Below are 19,651 nucleotides of genomic sequence, written 5' to 3'. Positions count from 1 at the left end.
GTGAAATGAACACATCTTTCCAGCGACTGCTGTCGACGGTGAGTCGTATCAGTCTGCGCGGTGAGCCGCATCAGTCGGTCAGGTAGGGCCGGGCATTCACATCCACAGCCCCCTGATACCGGGCTTCTTTTTTCACCCGGTGGTTCAGGTACCAGATCATGGGACGGTGCATCGCCTTTGGAATACGCACTGTTAACAGCTGCTGGCTTTCAGCCGGAATAGGCTGCCGGGCCAGCACTGCCGTCACCGCCAGATGGAAACCCCGCATGTACTGCCGGCCTTTTTTCCCAAGGGTTTCCAGCCCGGCACCGTTGATGAGGGGGCCGCCGCCAAAGGCTAATCCACCCAGCCAGATCATCCTCGTTTCTTCGGCAAAAATCCGGCAGGTATTCAGCATCGGAACAAGACGGGAACCGTCGGGGAACCCGCACTGGGCCACGGTAAAAAAACACTTTCCTTCCAAATGCTGTGAGCAGCTATCTGCCAGTTTTTCCAGCAGCCATTGATTGGTGTAGGGCAGTGTGTCGGAATAAAGAGGAGCGGAAAGCACCAACACATCACAGGCGGCCAGCTCCTCTTCCATTGCACTGAACGGAGTCTTTTCTCTGGCAAAGGGCTGTATCTGCAGCAGCGTGGTTTCATGACCCGCCTCCTCTACCAGCTGCGCCATGGTATTGATGAAGGACTGGGAGGTGCCTTCTCTTCGGGGGCTTCCGTTGAGAAAGAGCCAGCGCTGCGACTTCATTAATGGAGCGATGACCGGATCACCAAGCGAGCGGACTGGCTCTGAAAAGATATCTTCAGCAGGCGACGTCACCGATGCTTCATTGATAAGACGCGTCACTTCACGGTGAAGTTCTTCCGGTGACTGCCGGGGATTGATCACGCCGGCATTCCAGGGAGACTGTAGGTTATGGGCGTTGTGGGCCACCAGTCGGGTGAAATTGGCTGTTGCCTGGGGGGAAACTGATTCAGCCACTCCCAGGCCAATGATTTTCTTGGTGCCATATCGGGCAGGATGCACCAGACTACCCCGGTAGTGTCCATAGCCGGGCTGGGCCAGCAGCATGAACTTATCAACGGTTTGCTTCATCCGGGCACTGTAACTGCCAAAGCGTACCGGTGTCAGGAGCACCAGTGTGTCTGCCGGGGCAATGTGTTTCATCAGGGTGGCGGTGTCATCTTTCAGGGCACAGGCCCCGGGGCTTTTGTAAGCACAGGCTTCACAGCAGGCACAGGGTTCCAGATGAAGGGTGCGCAGGGGCAGGCAGGTGACGCGGATCACCGCCGACTTTGATGCTGGCTGTAAGACCGTCTGTGATTCTGTTACCATCTGTGTGATCATTGCTTCCAGGGTTTGCTGGCTTTCTGGAAGCCCACTTAAAATGACTGTGCTCATGGATTCTTTCCTTTCGTTTCCTTTATTTAAAATTTTAACGGATGTCTCATTCCTTGTCATGCTGCTGTTTGTGCCTCCCTGCCGTTATGGCTTCAATGCATTTTCAATGGCTTTCAGATAGGCTCTGGTGGTGACAGTGGCCCCGGAGACGGTGTCGATACGGGTGTCCTGGGCTGCTATGACAGCGTCGAAGAGATTCTGAGAGAAATTTTCCTCCCCAAAACCAACCCCTTCCACTACTTCCAGGCGGGTGATGCGATGGTTTTCCACCGTGACTTCCACCTGGTTGCTCCAGCGGCCGCCCTCATACCGCCCTCCATAGGTGCCGTCGGCTGTTTCAGACAGATCAATGCCCTCAAGCGGCAGGCTGGCCCCTTGGGAAAGTCCCTGTGTCAGGTAGATGAACATGCCTCCGGCGATGAGGATGAGCACCAGCACGACAGCCCCCAGCATTTTCAATACTCTTTTCATCTTAATCACTCCATTTCATTTTCGTTTCTTCCATTTCTTTTTCACTTCCAACGCGGGATCTTTCGCGCTTTTGGTTACATTCACCGTTTCATCGTTTTGATAGAAGTTGACGTGGTTCTCTTCTGTTTGTCTGAGAGTTTTGACCGTCATTATTTTCTGCTGTTTCTCTGTTGCTTTCTGTCATTTCTCAAGGGGGTTGTTCCAGCCGTCCATGTTATGAAAAAGCTTCTGGAAGGTTTCACAGGTACTGGTGATTTCATCAGGGGTGATTCCTGCAAACAGTTTCTGGAGAAATAAATCCTGAACCGGTTCTTTGGCCTTCCAGTACTCCCGGCTTTTTTCCGTCAGCTGCAACCGAATGGCCCGGCCGTCCTGGGCATCTTTTTCAATGGTGAGAAACCCTTTTTCCTGGAGCTTCAGAGCCAGCTGTTTCACATTTTGATGGGAAGTCTCCATGAGACGGGCCACTTCGCCCAGCGTTGGTCCCGGGTCTTGATCAAACTGCAGGATCATCACCGTCAAAAACCATTGGCGAATGGTCATGCCATCCTGAACCAGAAATTGATCGCCAATGACCTGAAGTTTATTGGATAACAGAAACAAGCTGCCGAAAATGTATTGCTGTTGTGTCACACTTGGATGGGGTGATTTCATCATGTTGCGCGCCTCCTTTATGTAATGCATTACCTATTTATGTAATTTATTACATAAATAGGTTGTTGTCAATCTTTTTTTGTATTTGATCATTTTTCAGCACTATACTGCGAGCTAACTGAACTGAGTTTTGGAGCTTACGTTAAAAGAAGCTCCCGAAAAGCACGGGAGCTTCTTACTTACTGATGCATCAGGCTATTCAGAAACTGAGCAGTTATTGTTCATCACTTGGCAGCGTTGAAGCCGGCGATGCGCCCAAAGACGACGGTATCCACCACTGCATTACCACCCACCCGGTTACCCCCGTGAATGGCACCGGTGACTTCGCCGGCTGCAAAAAGACCTTCCACAATGGTTCCGTCTTCGTAGTAAACCCGGGCGTCTGCATCAATCTCCACACCGCCCATGGTATGATGGGCCGATGCCACTCGTTTGGCTGCAAAGTAGGGGCCTTCATCAATGGTTTCCACAAAGAGTCCTCTGCCGGCGACTTCGTCCACCTTGGTTTCCACCGAGTGGTTGTACTGATCCACTGAGGCCACCAGGGTTTCTGCCGGCACTTCAATGATCTCTGCCAGTTCTTCCAGGGTATCGGCTTTATGGAAATAGCCGCCTTTCAGGTAGTTGGCCACCAGGTCACTGTTGGGGTCAATGTTCTTGGAATCGTGAATCATCCAGTAAAAACCGCCTGGCTGCTCCAGAATGGCATTGCAGATCACATCACGTCGGGCATCTTCTGCCACAAACCGGTTTCCTTCCGCATTGACAAAAATCACTTCGTCAGCGTTTCGACCTTTGTAAGGAATAACACCGGTGGTGGCTCCTGAGAAGGGATTTCCCAAATGCAGCAGTTGGATGTGCTCCATATCCACCAGGTTCACTCCGATATCTCTTGCCATGAGAATGCCATCTCCTGAAACTGCTTTCAGGTTGGTGGTGAGTACGTTCTCACCCAAGTCTTTCCAGGTGCCGCCTTCCGCGTATTCCTGACGCAGGGCCACATTGCCGGCAAATCCACCGGTGGCCAGCACCACGCCTTTGTTGGCGTTGAGGGTGTAGGTATTTCCCTTCACATCGGTGGCGGTGATACCCACCACTTTGCTGCCGTCCATGATCAGAGAGTCTGCTGCGGTTTCCATGAGGATTTCCACCTGGTCTGAATACTGGTTCAAGGTTTCCACATAGGCATCAATGAATCCGGAACCATTGGGCTTCACGGCGCCATGGGTTCGCTGGTAAAGAGAACCGGCTCCCTGGGTGATGCCATCGGTGAATTCCACTCCGATGGCTTCCAGCCACTCAAAGCCTTCATAGGCATTGTCGCACATCACATCCACCAGTTCTTTACTGGCAACCTGGTCGCCAGCGTTCCATGTTTGGAGAGCAAACCAGGAAGCGCTGTCGAAAAGTCCGGTGGCTCCTTCGGCCTTCCATTTGTCGTAATCCGCTTTCACAGCCGCGATGGCAGCTGCATGAGCCTCGTTGGCCGGTGCAACTGTGATGGCTTTCTCCACCATTGCCTTCACAGCCTCGCTCATTTCCACCAACGACTGCTTCGACGGGTCTGGGGTGTTGTAAATGCCGCCGAAGACCACCAGGTTGCCACCCAGGTAAGGGGCTTTCTCCACCACGATCACCGTGGCACCTGCTTCAGCCGCCGTGGCTGCTGCTACCAGGCCTGCACCGCCGCCGCCAACAACAATGACATCGGCTGTATTTTCAATGGATTCAGGGGTGAAGTCCGATCTTTCAGCCTGCCGGTTAACCATTTCTTCTGAGGCACCTGCTTTCAGCAAGGCGTCTTTTGTAGCATTCAGAATCCCGTGGGAACTGGAGGTGGCACCTGACACCACGTCCACTGCCAGCGTCTGATAGGTGAGTATTTCACTGATCATGCCATCCCGGGCGGCGTCGAAAAGAATGGGAGAGTCGCCGCTTTCCACCACCTCGATACCAGTGATGGCATCTTCTGATACGGTGACATCCAGCACAATGGTGGACATGTACCCATAAGCCTCCCCGGCATAGGTACCCGGTGTGAAGGTCATACCTGCTGATTCGGTTCCATCACCTTCGCTCAGTGCATTTCTCACTGCTGTCAAAATGGCGTTACTGGTAACTGTGGCACCAGCGATCACGTCAACTTCAGTTGAATTGGCAGCGACAATTGCTGCCGGCAGTTCTTCAAGGGCCTTTGTGCCAATTCCCTCAGTTTCATCAGGCCCTTCGGCCGTCACTTCTTTGATAACGTTTTCTTCCATGGTTACTGTGACTGTCACATCGCCACCGTAGCCTTTGGCGGTGCCCACATAGGTTTCCGGCTCAGCCGAACCAGCATTCTCACTGCTGCAACCCAGAAGCCCTGCCATCAAACAGACTATCAACAATCCCATCATCAGTTTTCGTTTCATTGAAATCCTCCTTTGTGATTTTGCATAATCAGTTCGGCGAACTGAATATGTTAATCATAGATCATTGTCTTATTTTTGTCAAATTCATTTTTATCCACGCCTGTTATTCACCATGAACCATTCAGAAATGAATATGCTCTGTCAGACGTACCAACCGATATGTACCAGACGATTCCTCATTGTTAAGACTTCACTTGCCGTGATTAAATGGTGTATAATGAATATGGATTTGCACATCCTCAACTTAAGAATGGTTCATTCAGGACAAGGAGCTGTATCGTGAACAAAAAGAAAATGACTCAGCGAAAGCAACAAGCCATGCAAACCAAAGAAGCCCTTTTAAACACGGCCCTGGACCTGATTGCTGAACAGGGATATGATCACGTGAGTATTCAGGATCTCTGCCAAACCGTTGGCGTTTCCACCGGCGCTTTTTACCATCATTTTGCCGGCAAGGAAGACATCATCGTGGAGTCTTACCGCCGATATGATGAACACTTTGAAGCTCATGCAAGCGCGCAGTTGGAATCGCTGCCTCCTCTGGATAAGATTATTGAAGCCATCAAGTATCAGGTCAAGTATGCAGAAGACATGGGTGTTGAAACCATGCAGCAGTTTTATCGCAGCCAGCTGCAGGCAGGCCGTGCTTTTTTTATTTCCACCACCCGTAAGTTCCCTTTAATTTTGACCCAAATGATTGAAGATGCCCAGCAGACGGGGGTCTTGTCAGACTCTTTGACAGCAACTCAAATCACCCGCCATCTCCTTCGATTTTCCCGGGGAATGATTTATGACTGGTGTGCGTATAATGGCAGTTATGACATCGTTGAAGAAACTTCCCAGTCACTGCCACTTTTTTTAACAGCGTTTCTGCCTAAAATGAGTACTTCCGCAGTGGAGAGCCGCAGTGATTGATTTCAGCAAACTGCCTTTCCACACAAGAAGGCCCCGCTTTCATATACACTACTGAAAGCAGGGCCTTGTTAAGTATTGTTTACCTCTTCATATTAACAAACAAAAAACCCTTCTCGGTTGCTGGCTGTCATAAACAGTTTTTTTCAGGATGAGCATTACTGCTTTTTCTTGAAAATGACTGTCCTTAGACCCTTTAGTTTTGCGTCCCATTCTTTCGAATAGTTTGCTATTACACCGAAAGGTTTTTAGGTAGTCCGGCCACCTTGCAACAATTTTCATTGTTGTTTAGGTCGTAACTTTGCGTCCTATTCTTTCGAATAGTTTGCCTTTGCTTTCAATATACCCCAGCATCATTTGGCTAAACACTTTTTAATGTTTTTATCCTTCTTTTTTACACAGAATATCCGCTGATTCAAAGCCGCCAACCCATCATTTTTCTGCAGTGAATCTTCCGATAATCCCTCCATCGGCTGATTCGATATCTTTTACTTGATGGTGTGATTTAAATCACAGTCATCTGTGAGAGCTCATGATAAATTTGCAGTAGATAAGCCATCAACGATCGATCATATGAATGGAGGATGAACATGGATTTAATCAAAAACATTGAAAAAGCGAAAGCCATTAACTTTGATGAAATGGTCAGCTGCAAGCCCGGCCAAATTGAAAGCAAGACGCTGGCTCAGGAAAAAGGAGTGGGCATTACCCTGCTGGCTTTCGGTACAGGGGAGGGCGTTGGCCCCCATACAGCCAACGGCGATGCCCTTCTTTATATTCATGAAGGCGTGGCCCGTGTTACCATTGGCGAAGAAACCCAGGAAGCCGTGAAGGGGCAGCTGGTGCTTATGCCTGCCGGGATTTCTCATCAGGTCACTGCAAAAGAAGATATGAAAATGCTGTTGATGGTGGTCAGGAAGGAGAAGTAACCATGAAGGTGATGAAGAACATTGACCCTCTGGTCGCCATTTCCATCGGTAAAATGGTTGAAAACAGCGCCCACACCATTGCCAGCAAGGCCATTTGTGCCACTGAAACCACAGATGTTCGTTTTTTCTCTTACGCAAAGGGTGAAAGTATCAGCAAAGAATATCAGGAAGAAGACAGCCTGATTTATGTCTATGAAGGCAGGCTGAAGATTCGCTTCCACCAGTCTGATGAACAGGTTGTCAGCAAGGGCGAGCTGATGATGCTGCCCAGTAATGTGCCTTATGGCATTGAAGTGCTGGAAGACTCCAAGAGTCTGAACATATTGGTGAAATAAAAGGGAAGGCTCATCGCCTTCCCTTTGATCATGTCATCATGATTGGATTAACCGCATCTCGATGGTGTTTTTTTGAAAGCCATGGTTTTCATAAAACCGGATCGCTTTTTCGTTTTCCTGAGATACCACCAGGCTGACTGCTTCACATTTATGATCTTTCAGCCATTCCAAATGACGCTGCATCAATTCTTTTCCAATTTCTTTACCTCTAAATTCTTCCAGCACATGGAGGGTTTGCATCTGACCTTCATGGCCGTCGATGGTGGACAAGCAGTAGCCAATCACCTGTTGTTGGCTTTCTTCTTCGCCTACAGCTTCTGCAATGGTGATTTTCATCTGATCTTCACCAAAAGCCTCGAAGGGAGCCATCCGTTCTTCAAAAATGAGGCTATGATACAAATGCCCAAAAAACTGGGAGGTTGCTTCGTGAAACAGTCGGTTTTTTTCCCACACTTCCTTGATGATGGCTACTTCTTTCAACGAGATGTCTCTGTATGTAACTTTCATTTGATCCCCTCCGCATTTTCTGCTGAATCTTAATACCTGACCATGAACGCAGGATGCCTGCCATTCCAGAACCAATGACGCCATTATACCATAGAAAGCAGATGGAGCGGAAGCCGCATCGGTGAGTTCTGATGGTAAAAGTCTCATGGTAAAACCAGGGTGATTTCTTTGCAGTTTGATGACATTTATTTAGAATATGTTTAACTTCTTCGCCACCGGGTAATGTGATAATAATTATTATTTTCATATAATTCACTAACTTATTCAGTGCCGACCTAATCCACCGGCATTTTTGCATTTAATCACCCATCAAGCTGCTAACCATAGAAAGGAGAATGAATATGAGAAAAAGAGTATTGGCACTCACCCTGTCACTGGTTGTTTTGCTGACCATGGCCATACCTTTGGAGGCTTCGGCAAAGCCGCCCTGGTGGAACCGTTTTAAAGATATTGTTGTAGCGGATGCTGTGGGAGCGTTGGAAGGGTTTATTCAAACAGAAACCGGAGCTGGCGCCATTGTGGGCGGCATTGTCGGTTCTCTGAAGGAAGGCCTTGACCAGGGAATTTCCGGGGGCGGCTGGGCCCCAGATGAAGAGGCCGCTGAAAGTGTGGGCCTTCACCACAACCTGGGCCTGAACTTCTATTTTGATCAGGGGGCTCCCGAAAACATTAACCGTGTGCTTCTGGAATATCTGGCCCAGCAGCGAATTCCCGCTGACCAGCGTCAGATGGAAGCTTACCTGAGCGGTCTGGATCCCTCTTTGGAAGAGTTGCTGCGGCGTATCCGCGAAGGTACCACCGGGCCATTCAACCCCAATCCCGGTGCCGCTGACGACGGTCATGGCGAAGGCACTGGCCATGGTGTCATTGTTTCGGCAAACTTTGTTTCCAATCTGCAGCGCACGCTGGCCATTCTGGACGGGGATGCGGATCACCCCCAACAGATGCTGGACGAAGCCGCAGTTTTCTTTCTCAATGCCTCGCTTCGGGAAATGGATGACGATTTTAGAGAGGATATCGTGATGAAAGCCCAGGATTATAACAGTTCCCGCTCCAACAAGCGAGGGGGTGTGGCTGTCCTTGGTGATGATGGCGGCTCTCTCAGCTTTGACAAGATCAAAACAACCTATGAACAGCAAAAAACCAACGGCCAGCCGGCAGATATGATTTTAGCCTGGATTTTTGTGGATGTGCTGCAACACTCCAGCTTATACTGGAGTGATGTTTACTGCTGGAGCACCGACATTGGCAGCGGCAGAGCCCAGGCAGATGACAACGGCAGCCTCTGGTGCTGGGGCGCCAACTTCGAAAGAGTAATGGTGAATCCAGATGCTGACACCGACACAAGTGATGTTTTCATGGTGATGGGAGATTATCGTGATGTGGATGATGATGGCGATACAATCCCCGACACCATTGATCCGGTGATTGAAGACGAAGAGGCAGATGAAGTTCCGCCAGTTGCAACTGAGCGATATGAGTTAGTGCTCACCATTGACGGCACCACCGCCCGTTCCGGCAGTCAGGTTAAAGGGTTGGATGCGGCTCCCTTCATCAAAGATGGACGCACCTTGGTGCCCTTCCGGTTTATCGGCGAGGAACTGGGGGCCGAAATCGGGTGGATTCCAGCATCCCGTACTGTCACTTATCAGCGAGGTGCTGGTGAAGATGCAGTGATGATTGAAATGATCATTGGGCAATCCACGGCCACCATCAACGGCGCATCTGTTCCCATTGACCGAAACCCCACTGTGACACCGGAGATTGTCAACGGACGCACAGTGGTCCCTGTGCGGTTCATCAGTGAAGCTCTTGGGTTTGAGGTGGACTGGAACCCAGATCGTCGTGAAGTCACTATTTCTGCTGAGGTTGACACTTAAGTGGAAACTGGTCATGTGGCGTATTGACACCATCATCCTTTAAGAAGACAAGAACCCGCCGGCAACAAGCCGGCGGGTTCTTGTCTTCGCTGTTTATTGAGTCTGCATCATCACCTGATCCACCAGACTGAAATCGCTCTGGCGGTGGCGCTGCACCTGGTGATTGGAGGTGGTGAGCAGGGTGTCGCCCACGTAAAGGATGCGGTCCACATTCTTCTCACCATCATACCAGAACTGGCCGGCTTTTTGGTAATCTTCCCGGCTCAGATGGGTGATGGCGGCTTTCAGGGTAAAGCCCTTGTTAAGATCAAGGCCGTACACGTGGGCTCCCTGGAAGGTGAACTGCCCCCACTGCCAAGGGTTGTTTGGGTCAGTCCCAGCAGGCTTCTCCATCACGGTTATGGGAAAGGCAATGAGGTTACGCTCTTTGGAAAAAAGCAGGGCCTTATGATCGTAAAGCAGGGGGGAATCGGAACCAGTGTCGCCGATTTCCAGCTTGAATTTTTCCACAGGGCGGGTGACGTCACTCACATCGAAGACGGCCATCTTGAAACCGCCGGGAATGGCATTGCCTTTCACATCATAGACTTCTTTGCCGAAGCCAATGATATGGTTGGCATCGTAGGGATGCAGGTAGTCACTGTAGCCGGGAATTTTTAAATATCCCAGTATTTCCGGTTTTGCCGGGTCTTTCAGATCAATGACATAGAAGGGGTCTATCTCCCGGAAGGTGACCATGTAGGCCCGTTCTCCCATGAACCGGACTGAATAGATGCGCTCAGTGGGGGCAATGTCTTCAATGGCCCCTTTTCGATTCAGGTTGAGGTCCAGCACATACAGGTGGTTTTTGGAGGTGCCTTCGTCGGTGCGCCAGGTGTTGCCGGTGGTGGTGGCAATGCGGAAGTGGCCCTGGTGTTCATCCATGGAGAACTGATTGAGAATGCGGCCGGGCACATGCCCCGTGGCCGCGTGGGAAATGCGCCCCTGGTTCAGGGCAAAACGGTACACATCAGTACGGGTGTTGTCTTCCCAGCCCAACCGGGGCATAGGCCAGATGTTTTCCGCCGGTGCTTCCCATTTTTCCATGGCCACATAGAGGTTTTCCCGGGAGGCGTAGATATTTTGGCCCCGGCCCAGGAAGACTTCCACTTCTGCCGGTTCGGTGAGGCGGTCCAAAGAGAGTCCCATCAGGGTGATGTAGTTGGGTTCTACGGCTCCGGGGAAGTAACCGATTTCATCAAAGCTGACAGTCTGCAGGGCACCTTTTTCCAAGGCACTGTCCCGGTACACCGGTTTCAGCAAATCTTCTGCCTGTCCGGGCCGTTCCTGCATGATCCAGTAATAATCAAAATGCCGGTTGGTTACCAGGTACAGGGCTTCGTCCACTTTTCGGGAAGAAAGGAGACTTCCTTCCACCACGATTTCCCGCAGCAGGGAAGCTTTGGCGGGTTGACTTACATCGTACACCTTCAGGGTGGTAGTTTGGGGCATCCACCAGTCTGGCGGATAGATCATGGAACGTCCGGTGTCTGGCAGCAACTCTTCTGCGGGCGCTGTGTCCACTTCAACGCTGGTTCGGCTTGGACTGCTACTACTGCCGGATTCCTGGGGAGTCACAGAATCATAGAGAACAGGATTCTGGGGACGAATCACCCAGCTGCTGCCGATGACCACCAGCTTGTTGTTGTCCAGATACAGTTCCTGGGGCTGAAAGTATTCATCCAGCAGGATTCGGCCTGCTGTTTCCATGGGGCGGTCGGGATCAACCCGAAGAATGGCGATGTGATCCTGGTTGATGCGGTACAGGTACTCACCGTCGGTTTTCACCAGGTCTCCTTCATCCACCCCAGCCACCTGAATATTGGTGGTGGAAAAATCGGCTGTGCCACCGCTGCGGGAAGCATCCTGAGAGGCTGCCGGCGCTTCGGCAGGTGCCGCTCCTGTATCCATTGATTCTTCCATGTTGACCATCATTTCCCGCTGTCCATAGACCTGCATGGATTTGTTAAACTCATCCAAAAGTGATTTCAGTGTGGCAAAATCTCCCAGGGTTTCAATGCCGGGGGTTTCTTCGTCCCCGGTGGATGTATTGCCCGGATTGTTCGGGGTGTCGGGGTTGCCTTGTTGGTTTTCCATGGCCCGGCTCATGTTCAGGGGTACCAGCAGTAAAAGCACCAGTGCCAGTGCCAATCCCATGTGTGTGCGTAAATGTTTCATGCGTCACCCTCCTCTTCTTCTTTTGTTGCTCTTCTCCATTTTTTCCTCTTGAGAACGATCCGAATCATTTTCCCCGTTTTTTATGGTTCTCTTTGTCCTCTTTAATTTCCTGGTCTATTTCAGCAGTTTTTCCGGTGGCCTGTGATACTTCATTTCCACCGGCGATGATTTCCTTTGATGCTTCTATAGACGCCGTATTGCCAGAAGGGTTGCATTTTTTCCAAAAACAGAAAAAACAGCCTTTGAATCAAGGCTGCTCAGACTGTAGACAAAACAAGATGAAGACAAGGGATTTGGTAAAAGACAGCCTTGGAAATCTTGTCAGTGTTTTTTCGAAAAGATGAGAAAACCGCCAGCGCCTGTTGTTTGAGCGCAGCGAGTTCAGGCGCTGTTTTCGAGACTTGCGACTAAAAACACACAAGATTGGAATCATCTGGCCGGGCCAAAGCCCTTTGTCTTCAACTAAACAGCCCTTGAATAAGGCTCCTCAGACTGCATCAGCTCTTCAGGGAGCCATCCCTTCCAGTTTGGCAATCACCGCGTCTCCCACGTCACTGGTGGTGGCGGTGCCACCCAGGTCAGGGGAGAGGGACTGTCCTTCCTGAAGTACCGCTTCCATGGCTTCGAGAATGGCGGCTCCCCAATCTTCTCTTCCAAAGAAGTCCATCATCTGGCTGGCAGACCAGATAGCCGCCAGGGGGTTGGATTTCTGCTGCCCGGCGATGTCGGGAGCTGACCCGTGGATGGGCTCGAACATGGAGGGGTACTTTCTCTCCGGATTCAGATTGGCACCTGCGGCCAGGCCCATACCGCCGGCGATGGCGGCCCCCAGGTCGGTGAGGATATCACCGAAGAGGTTGGAGGTGACCACCACTTCAAAGCGTCCCGGATCACGCACCATGAACATGGCGGCAGCGTCCACCAGGTAGGAATGTGTGGCCACCTCGGGATACTCCCGGGCCACTTCCTGAAATACCTGGTCCCAGAACACCATGGAATAGTTCAGGGCATTGGCTTTACTGATACTGGTCAGGCTTCGTCCTTCTTTTCGGGCCACTTCGAAGGCGTGACGGATGATCCGCTCCGTTCCCTTCCGGGAAAAGACGCCGGTTTGCAGCACCACTTCCTCCTGCTGCCCCTTGAATAACCAGTCGCCGGCACCAGCATATTCGCCTTCAGAGTTTTCCCGAATCACCGTCATGTTCACGGCTTCCCGCTCCACACCCTTTAGAGGGCAGGGAGCGCCCTTTAACAGCTTCACCGGCCGCAGGTTGACGTATTGGTCAAAGCCTTTTCGAATCTTTAACAGCAGGTCCCACAGGGAGATATGATCTGGAACACCCGGGTAACCCACGGCTCCCAGGAAGATGGCCTCAAAGGCTTTCAACTGCTCCAGTCCGTCTTCAGGCATCATGCGGCCTTCCCGCAAGTAGTACTCGCAGCCCCAAGGGAATGCTTCGAAGGTAAAGGCCACGGTGTTGTCCAGTGCCTGTATTTTTTTCATGACCTTAATGCCTTCAGCCACCACTTCAGGGCCTACGCCATCGCCGCCGATGACGGCTATTCTAAATGGTTGTGTCATTGGTTCTGTCATTGGTCTGCTCCTTTCCACCTATGCCTAACCCATTTGCAGGAACTGCACCTTCAGAATGCCGTCCACCGTGGTGATCTTGGCCAGATCTTCCTCTGTTGGTTCAGAGTCGATGGCCATGAACATCATGGCTTTTTCACCCTGAACATTGCGGCTCACCTGCATGGTGGCGATGTTGATATTGTTCTGCCCCAGCATGGTGCCGATTTTGCCGATCATTCCCGGCTGGTCGATGTTTTCAGCAATGAGCATGTAATCGGTAGGAATCACATCAAAGACAAACCCGTTGATCTCTGCTATGCGCAGTTCATTTTTGCCGAAAACGGTGCCGCCGATGGTGAAGGTTTTTTCTTTCGAGTGGACCTTCAGCTGAATGAAGTTCAGGTAGTGTTCGTTGTCGGCAATTTTACTTTCCACTACTTCGATGCCCCGGTTTTTCGCCAGCAGACCTGCGTTTACGTAATTTACTTTTTCCTGAATCACCGGCTCCATGAGGCCTTTCAAGACTGCCAGGGTGATCATTTCCGTTTCCATTTTGGCGGTTTCACCGCTGTAGATGATTTCAAGCTGTTCCACCGGCTCTTTGTTCAGCTGGTAGTAACACTTGCCCATGATTTCACCCAGTTTCAGGCTCTGCTTTACCTGCTCCAGCTCCTGGCGCTGCAGGGTGGGCATGTTCACAGCGTTGGGCACCACTTCACCCCGCAGGGCGCTGAGTACTTCGTGGGCAATGCTGACACCCACGTTATCCTGAGCTTCCACGGTATCAGCACCAATGTGAGGAGTGAGAATGATGTGCTCCAAATCGAATAAGGGTGAGGTGGTGGCGGGTTCATCCTTCAGCACGTCGATACCGCCTGCTGTAACGATGCCTTCAGCCGCCGCCCAGGCAAGGGCTTCTTCATCGACAATACCTCCCCGGGCGCAGTTGACAATGTGCAGGCCTTTTTTCGCCAGGGCAAACTGCTCTTTGCCGATCATTCCCAGGGTTTCTTTGGTTTTGGGCGTGTGAACGGTGAGGAAGTCGGCTTCCTGCATCAACTCTGCCAACGTTTCTTTTTTCTCCACGCCAAATTTTTCAAAACGGCTGTCGGCAATGTAGGGATCGTAGGCAATCACTTTCATGTCGAAGGCCTGAAGGCGCGTGGCGACAAGGGCGCCAATGCGGCCCAGCCCCACGATGCCCACGGTTTTTCGGTAAAGCTCGGTGCCGGTGAAGGGAGAACGGTCCCAGATTCGGTTCTTCATGGCCATGTTGGCCTGGGGGCTTTTTCGGCTGGAAGCCAGCATCAGCCCTATGGTGTGCTCTGCGGCAGACACGCTGTTGGCATCAGGGGTGTTCACTACGATGACGCCGTGTTTTGTGGCGGCGGTCATGTCAATGTTATCCACCCCATTGCCGGCCCGGCCCACCACTTTCACACTGGTGGCATGGGCGAAAAATTCTTCGTCAATTTTTGTGGCGCTGCGCACCACGATGGCATCATAGGCGGGAATGATTTCCAGCAGTTCTTCCCGGGGTATTTTTAGCTTTAGATCCACCTGCGCGCCCGATGCCTGCAGCACTTCCATGCCTTTATCCGAAATTTTTTCTGCCACAATGATTTTCATCATTTTCTCCTCCTTTTTCTGAAGACCCGGCAGCGGTTCATTAACCGTAGCTGCCGTCTAACTGAATCGACGAGTGACGGCACGATGATGATTGTGCCTGTTTCGGTGGCCATTGAAGGCCTGTTCCGAAAGGGTGCTGCCGGTTGCTGCCGGTATGCGTCTTCAAAAAAAACGAAAGCCTCCGCCCGGCAGATCTCTGCCAAGGGCGGAAGCTTGTATCTTCCACGGTGCCACCTTGTTTTGCCCGGGGGAATGGGGTTCATTCACCTGCCAGGCCTCATTGCTGAATGATAACGGTCTTCCACCGGAAGGGTTGTGATACCCCTCATCTCCAGAGCGGATTCAACAGTATGGGGTACCGGCTCGCACCTACCGCCGGCTCTCTGAAACCTTGACCTGTTTACTGTTCTCTCTCATCGACTGCCTTGCTGCACTTTGGTGAAATCACTTTCCTGGCACAATCACTTTAGTGTGATGATGTGTCAGGTGGATTTTCATCATAATACAGCGGCAGCGTTTTTTTGTCAACCATTTCTCTGTAAATATTTTTGATATTGCATGATAACAGAACGTTAATTGACACCTTGATGTGTTTTGTTCTGTTTATCGTTTCCTGAATGCGATCGCGATGATTGAAAAAAATGCGATACTTTCGGTACTTGCGGTGCTTGCGATGTTTATTGAAGCAGGTTCATCAGCGCTTCCATCTGCGCTGCAGGCAGCATACTGCTGGCTTGCCGCCACATGGCCAGATCATCCCGATAAGCTTGTGCCAGCCGGGCTTCTGCGTCTGCTTTAAACCCTTCGAAGGCGGCGATTTCAGCTGTGAAATCCGTGTCGCCTGCGGCGGTTTTTTCCCGGATGCTTTCCAGGGTGCGGAAGTGGTTGTAGAATTTCAGCAGGCGTCCTTCGGACCAGAACAGGTCGTTACCCAGGGTTTCTGAATCGATGGCAGCCCGGTAAGAATTGTACCAGGTTTCGTAGTCATAGAACTCGGCGTAGTACTTGCCGGGGAAGCTGAGTTCTTCCAGCACTGACGCGCCGTCCCCTTCTTCCAGATAATCAATGGCTTGCTGGAAGGTGCCCGGGAGATTCTGGTAGAAGTGTACCCGGTAAGCCAGGCTTTCCTGGGACAGGTACTGAGACTCGGTAATCACGTGTCGGGCAGCATTGCGCAACGCCTGGTTCAGGGCGGGCAGGGCTGCTGCCGCTGCTTCCGGCAGTTCTTCTGCTTCCATGAGATCTGCAGTAAGGGCCAGGGTCATATCCAGCAGATCGTTGGCCTGCTCCTGATAAGCAGCAGCCGCTTCAGCCAGTTCTGTTCCCAGTCCCTGGGCATTAAGAGCTTCCTGATTCAGGTTCTCCAGATACTGCTGGGGAGTACGGGCCAGATCATAAGGCATCACCGGCGTCTGGTCGTAACGCATCATCAGGGTAGCGAAGGCGCGCAGGTTGGCGGTGTATTTGTCAAAGTTCACCCGGTCGGCCTGATCCAGCTGGGAATGGTAGAAATTGTAGGTGATGTTGTAATCGGTGTGGGTCCGCATGGTGGGGATGCCATGGTAAGAGTAGGACCATTCATCGGACCAGGTACCCACCGTGTTGCGTATTTCAACTCCTGACTCTTCAAAGCCGGCGGTATCAAGCCCCTGTGTCATATTCATCAGATGGAAATACAAGGTGTCGGAGGAACGCATGGGCAACTGGAGCGTGCCCTCATAGCCCAGAAGCTCCAGAGTGATGGTGGCCACGGTGTTGCCGGCCCATTCACCCTTCTTTTCTCCCAGCAGCGCCCAGGAACCGATGAGCCAGTCGTAGACGGTATCCATGACACCGAATTCTTCTGCTTCATGGGCCACAAAAACCAGGGTGCGGTGGGGCTCGTAACCGGTATCCACCATTGCCTTGGCGATGCTCATCATCAGGCCTATGGGCAGGGAGTCATCCATAAAGCCCTGGAAATAAGCGTCGGTATGTCCGTTGATGATGACAAATTCATCGGGGTACACGGTTCCCGGGATCATGCCCACCACGTTATAGCCGGTGGCATTTTCATCAATTTCCACCAATGAGAACAGATTGACAGTAAGGGTTTCGTCCGTCAGCATTTCTGCCAGCATTTCGCCGTATTTTTTGGGCGTGTTCCAGACGGGTATGTCGATATCGGCGCCACTCCAGTCAGCCACGTAGAAGGCTTCGCCGGATTCCTCCTGGCCGTAGCCTTCTTCGCAGAAGTAGAGTGCCCCAATGGCTCCCTGGCGGCGTACCTGGTGCCCCACCTGGGCGATCCATGAAACATAGTCTTCATTCCAGGCTACCAGAGCGATTTTGCCGGTGAGATCAATGCCTTCCAGGTCTTCACGGGTGGCATTCCCCACGTAGACCAGTTCGGCCGTGATACCTGCTGCATCTGTACCGGCGGGGCCAGGCGCGGGCACCACAGGAATTTCCAGCTCAGGCATTTCCAGAATGCTCATGCCAGCATCCAGTGGATTCCAGCCATACATTTCAAAGGGGTAAAGAGCTGCTTCCACGCCCATTTCCTGGAAGGCGTCATGCACCAGCATGGAGGCTTCACGCCCGGCATCGGTGGCTCCCATGCGGAAACCCCAGTCATTGGCATAGCTGCCGATTTCTCCCAGTGCCAGGGCAAAATCCCAGCCATAATGAGGATCAAGGGCTGCCAGCACTTCTGCTTCCCCTGCCACCGGCTGGGTGTAGAGTTCTTCCGCCAATGCCATTTGGGGCACAGCCGTTACATGAACACTTTTGGTGTCGGCATCCCAGACAGCTTCAGCTCCCAGGACACGGGTAATGAAGCTGAGAGGCACCAAGGTGCGGCCTGCCATGATCACAGCAGGGGTATCCAGCGCCACTGTTTCCCCATGCACTTCTGCCGTTGCAGCATCAATGGTCAGTATAATGGCGCCATCGTCTCCAATGATGATCTGACGGTTGGCAGCATCCCATTGGGCAGGTACCTTCATCTGATCTGTCAGGAACGATAGAGGTACCAGGGTGCGCCCATTCACAATTTGTGCCGGGACCTCAAGAGACACCGGAGTGCCATTCACCATGGCTTCTGCTTCGTTCAGGGGCAGGTGGATCTCCATCTGGCGGTAGGCCAGTGCCGGCGAGGTGGTCATAAGACACATAACCACCACCAGGAGAATGATGAACAGGCGATGTTGACGTAACTGCATAGATAGCAGCCTCCTTTTCAAAACATTTCATGGGTGGACGGTGTGACGGTTCTGCCTGGGAGTGGCACCCTCCTTTCGGTTCTCTCTGGATGCGCATGGGCCGGTGTCTTCTGCCGGCGTCTTCTGAAAGAACTGTTACACGGTTTGTTGATTATTTCCAGATAGACATGCGCAGCATTCTCATTTGTGAGACTATTCCGAAATTTCACTTTCTGTTTTATTATACCGCCTCCTGTCGGAAATAACCAGCCCTTCCCACCAGTATTTTGACAGTGATGTTGATTTCCGGTTTTTGGTCCCGTTGCCCATTGAATTGGCGATTTTTCATGTGCTCCATGGGGCAGTTTCAATTTTACCTGTCATTCATTTTTTTCAGGGTTCATTTCAGGGTTCATTGATTGCTTTATTTGTTAACTGGATATTTTTAAATAAAAAATCAGTCTCAGCTCAGTCTGGTTCGAATCTATTCCCAGTTTAGTTCAGCTTAGTCCAGTTCAATGAGCAGCCGATCTTTCGCTTTTTTTGAGACCTTTGGCTTTGGAGCCATCTTTTTCGTGGGGACAATTGTCTGAACGCGTTGCCACACATTCAGCAGCCGGGTGGCTTCTTCGGTCACATCCCCGAAGGCTTTCTCCTGGGTTTCATCAAATAAAGCATTCACTTCATCACAGGCAACTTTCCAATCCCTGGCCGCCTGGATGATAGCTGCTTCACGGGCCTGAAGGGCGTTTTGGTATCTTGCCGCCATGGCTGCCATTATTTCTCTGGAATGCCAGGGAATCAGCAGGCTTTCCAATTGTTTTTTCCCCAGGTTGATCCCTGATGTACCTTCAGAAAGTGTGGTCAACTGGTGCACTCCCTGGGGGCTGTTAAAAAAAATATTCGCATATTCTGCAAATACCTCATCCTGAAACCGCAGCCCTGTCAGGTTGGCAGAAAGAATCACCGCCGACGGTTGTTTCTGGTGTTGAGCAGGGCCGTTTTTCCTGGTGGCGTTTTCATGCCCCGACATTTCACGATAAACCCCGGCCCGCAGCTGGGTGCCCCGACTGGTGATTACCACATCTCCCGGCAGTACCTGATATCTGGTCATATCTTCATCATTTTCCGGAATGCGGTCCTGGTCACCCTCCCCGGGAAGCCGAACCCACCCAGGAGTCACATGGGCCACACTCAGCACTGCAATGTTTCCCTCGGGACTCAGTTCTTCCTTTCGAATCAGACGCCCCCGGTAAATGATTGCCACTTCTCCCAGCTTTTTCATCTGCTTTCCTCCTCACGCATATCAGTACTGCATCAGAATAACACTGACTGTGCCCTGATCATTGGTAATCATTGGTCAGGCTTCCATACTATTGTTTAGCATTGATCTTCACATGACCATAGCTAAACACTTTGGCGCGTTTTCATTTTACACTTTGGTAATGCTTCTTAAAAACAAGCCCCCTGAATAATATTATCATATTATTCAGGGGGCTGCAGTACTTTTCATCCCTTGCTGTGTGCTTATTTTGCTTTTTAATAATGCTCT

The 19,651-nt window shown here is 51.4% G+C and carries 14 protein-coding genes, 2 riboswitches and 1 other annotated feature; of the genes, 4 read left to right on the top strand and 10 right to left on the bottom strand.

Annotation, left to right across the window (positions count from 1 at the left end; all coding sequences use genetic code 11):
• Positions 1-70 precede the first annotated feature (70 nt).
• The 4 genes from AAIG11_RS12765 to AAIG11_RS12750 all read right to left on the bottom strand — a co-directional run bounded on the left by AAIG11_RS12765 (position 71) and on the right by AAIG11_RS12750 (position 4,935).
• A complete protein-coding gene (locus tag AAIG11_RS12765; RefSeq protein ID WP_343186628.1) occupies positions 71-1,399 on the bottom strand; it encodes an NAD(P)H-dependent oxidoreductase in 1,329 nt (442 codons plus the stop codon).
• Between the two features lie 84 nt (positions 1,400-1,483).
• Positions 1,484-1,870, bottom strand: coding sequence for an FMN-binding protein (locus tag AAIG11_RS12760; RefSeq protein ID WP_343186627.1), 387 nt, complete (start codon positions 1,868-1,870; stop codon positions 1,484-1,486).
• A gap of 180 nt (positions 1,871-2,050) precedes the next feature.
• The gene (locus AAIG11_RS12755) at positions 2,051-2,527 is read right to left on the bottom strand and encodes a MarR family winged helix-turn-helix transcriptional regulator (protein WP_343186626.1); all 477 of its coding nucleotides are present in this window, start codon (positions 2,525-2,527) and stop codon (positions 2,051-2,053) included.
• Positions 2,528-2,748: 221 nt separating this feature from the next.
• Complete coding sequence (locus AAIG11_RS12750) at positions 2,749-4,935, bottom strand: FAD-dependent oxidoreductase (protein WP_343186625.1); 2,187 nt, start codon at positions 4,933-4,935, stop codon at positions 2,749-2,751.
• A gap of 279 nt (positions 4,936-5,214) precedes the next feature.
• Between AAIG11_RS12750 and AAIG11_RS12745 the strand changes: the two genes are divergently transcribed.
• From AAIG11_RS12745 to AAIG11_RS12735, 3 genes are all read left to right on the top strand, one after another.
• A complete protein-coding gene (locus AAIG11_RS12745; RefSeq protein ID WP_343186624.1) occupies positions 5,215-5,850 on the top strand; it encodes a TetR/AcrR family transcriptional regulator in 636 nt (211 codons plus the stop codon).
• Between the two features lie 112 nt (positions 5,851-5,962).
• Positions 5,963-6,088, bottom strand: a riboswitch (cyclic di-GMP riboswitch).
• A gap of 7 nt (positions 6,089-6,095) precedes the next feature.
• A riboswitch (cyclic di-GMP riboswitch) is annotated at positions 6,096-6,187 on the bottom strand.
• A gap of 250 nt (positions 6,188-6,437) precedes the next feature.
• On the top strand, positions 6,438-6,776 hold the full coding sequence (locus AAIG11_RS12740; RefSeq protein WP_343186623.1) for a cupin domain-containing protein: 339 nt from the start codon (positions 6,438-6,440) through the stop codon (positions 6,774-6,776).
• A gap of 2 nt (positions 6,777-6,778) precedes the next feature.
• The gene (locus tag AAIG11_RS12735; protein ID WP_343186622.1) at positions 6,779-7,111 is read left to right on the top strand and encodes a cupin domain-containing protein; all 333 of its coding nucleotides are present in this window, start codon (positions 6,779-6,781) and stop codon (positions 7,109-7,111) included.
• A gap of 36 nt (positions 7,112-7,147) precedes the next feature.
• On the opposite strand, the gene AAIG11_RS12730 is transcribed toward AAIG11_RS12735, so the two are convergent.
• Positions 7,148-7,618, bottom strand: a complete 471-nt coding sequence (locus AAIG11_RS12730) for a GNAT family N-acetyltransferase (protein WP_343186621.1) — start codon at positions 7,616-7,618, stop codon at positions 7,148-7,150.
• Positions 7,619-7,959: 341 nt separating this feature from the next.
• Between AAIG11_RS12730 and AAIG11_RS12725 the strand changes: the two genes are divergently transcribed.
• Positions 7,960-9,498 carry a copper amine oxidase N-terminal domain-containing protein gene (locus tag AAIG11_RS12725; RefSeq protein WP_343186620.1) on the top strand — a complete coding sequence of 513 codons (1,539 nt, stop codon included), beginning with the start codon at positions 7,960-7,962 and terminating at the stop codon, positions 9,496-9,498.
• Positions 9,499-9,591: 93 nt separating this feature from the next.
• On the opposite strand, the gene AAIG11_RS12720 is transcribed toward AAIG11_RS12725, so the two are convergent.
• The 5 genes from AAIG11_RS12720 to AAIG11_RS12700 all read right to left on the bottom strand — a co-directional run bounded on the left by AAIG11_RS12720 (position 9,592) and on the right by AAIG11_RS12700 (position 19,384).
• Positions 9,592-11,715 (bottom strand): beta-propeller domain-containing protein, encoded by a 2,124-nt coding sequence (locus AAIG11_RS12720; RefSeq protein WP_343186619.1) that lies wholly within the window; start codon positions 11,713-11,715, stop codon positions 9,592-9,594.
• Between the two features lie 505 nt (positions 11,716-12,220).
• Positions 12,221-13,309, bottom strand: a complete 1,089-nt coding sequence (locus AAIG11_RS12715) for a tartrate dehydrogenase (RefSeq protein WP_343186618.1) — start codon at positions 13,307-13,309, stop codon at positions 12,221-12,223.
• A gap of 24 nt (positions 13,310-13,333) precedes the next feature.
• On the bottom strand, positions 13,334-14,917 hold the full coding sequence (serA, locus tag AAIG11_RS12710; protein ID WP_343186617.1) for a phosphoglycerate dehydrogenase: 1,584 nt from the start codon (positions 14,915-14,917) through the stop codon (positions 13,334-13,336).
• 198 nt (positions 14,918-15,115) lie between these two features.
• Positions 15,116-15,343, bottom strand: a binding site (T-box leader).
• A gap of 251 nt (positions 15,344-15,594) precedes the next feature.
• On the bottom strand, positions 15,595-18,120 hold the full coding sequence (locus AAIG11_RS12705; RefSeq protein WP_343186616.1) for a stalk domain-containing protein: 2,526 nt from the start codon (positions 18,118-18,120) through the stop codon (positions 15,595-15,597).
• Between the two features lie 484 nt (positions 18,121-18,604).
• Positions 18,605-19,384 (bottom strand): restriction endonuclease subunit S domain-containing protein, encoded by a 780-nt coding sequence (locus AAIG11_RS12700; RefSeq protein WP_343186615.1) that lies wholly within the window; start codon positions 19,382-19,384, stop codon positions 18,605-18,607.
• Between the last annotated feature and the right edge of the window lie 267 nt (positions 19,385-19,651).

It is taken from the genome of Anoxynatronum sibiricum, assembly GCF_039414295.1.
Lineage (GTDB): Bacteria > Bacillota > Clostridia > Peptostreptococcales > Tindalliaceae > Anoxynatronum > Anoxynatronum sibiricum.
Note: the sequence above shows the minus strand (reverse complement) of the source record. Positions and strands in the feature narration are given on the sequence as shown.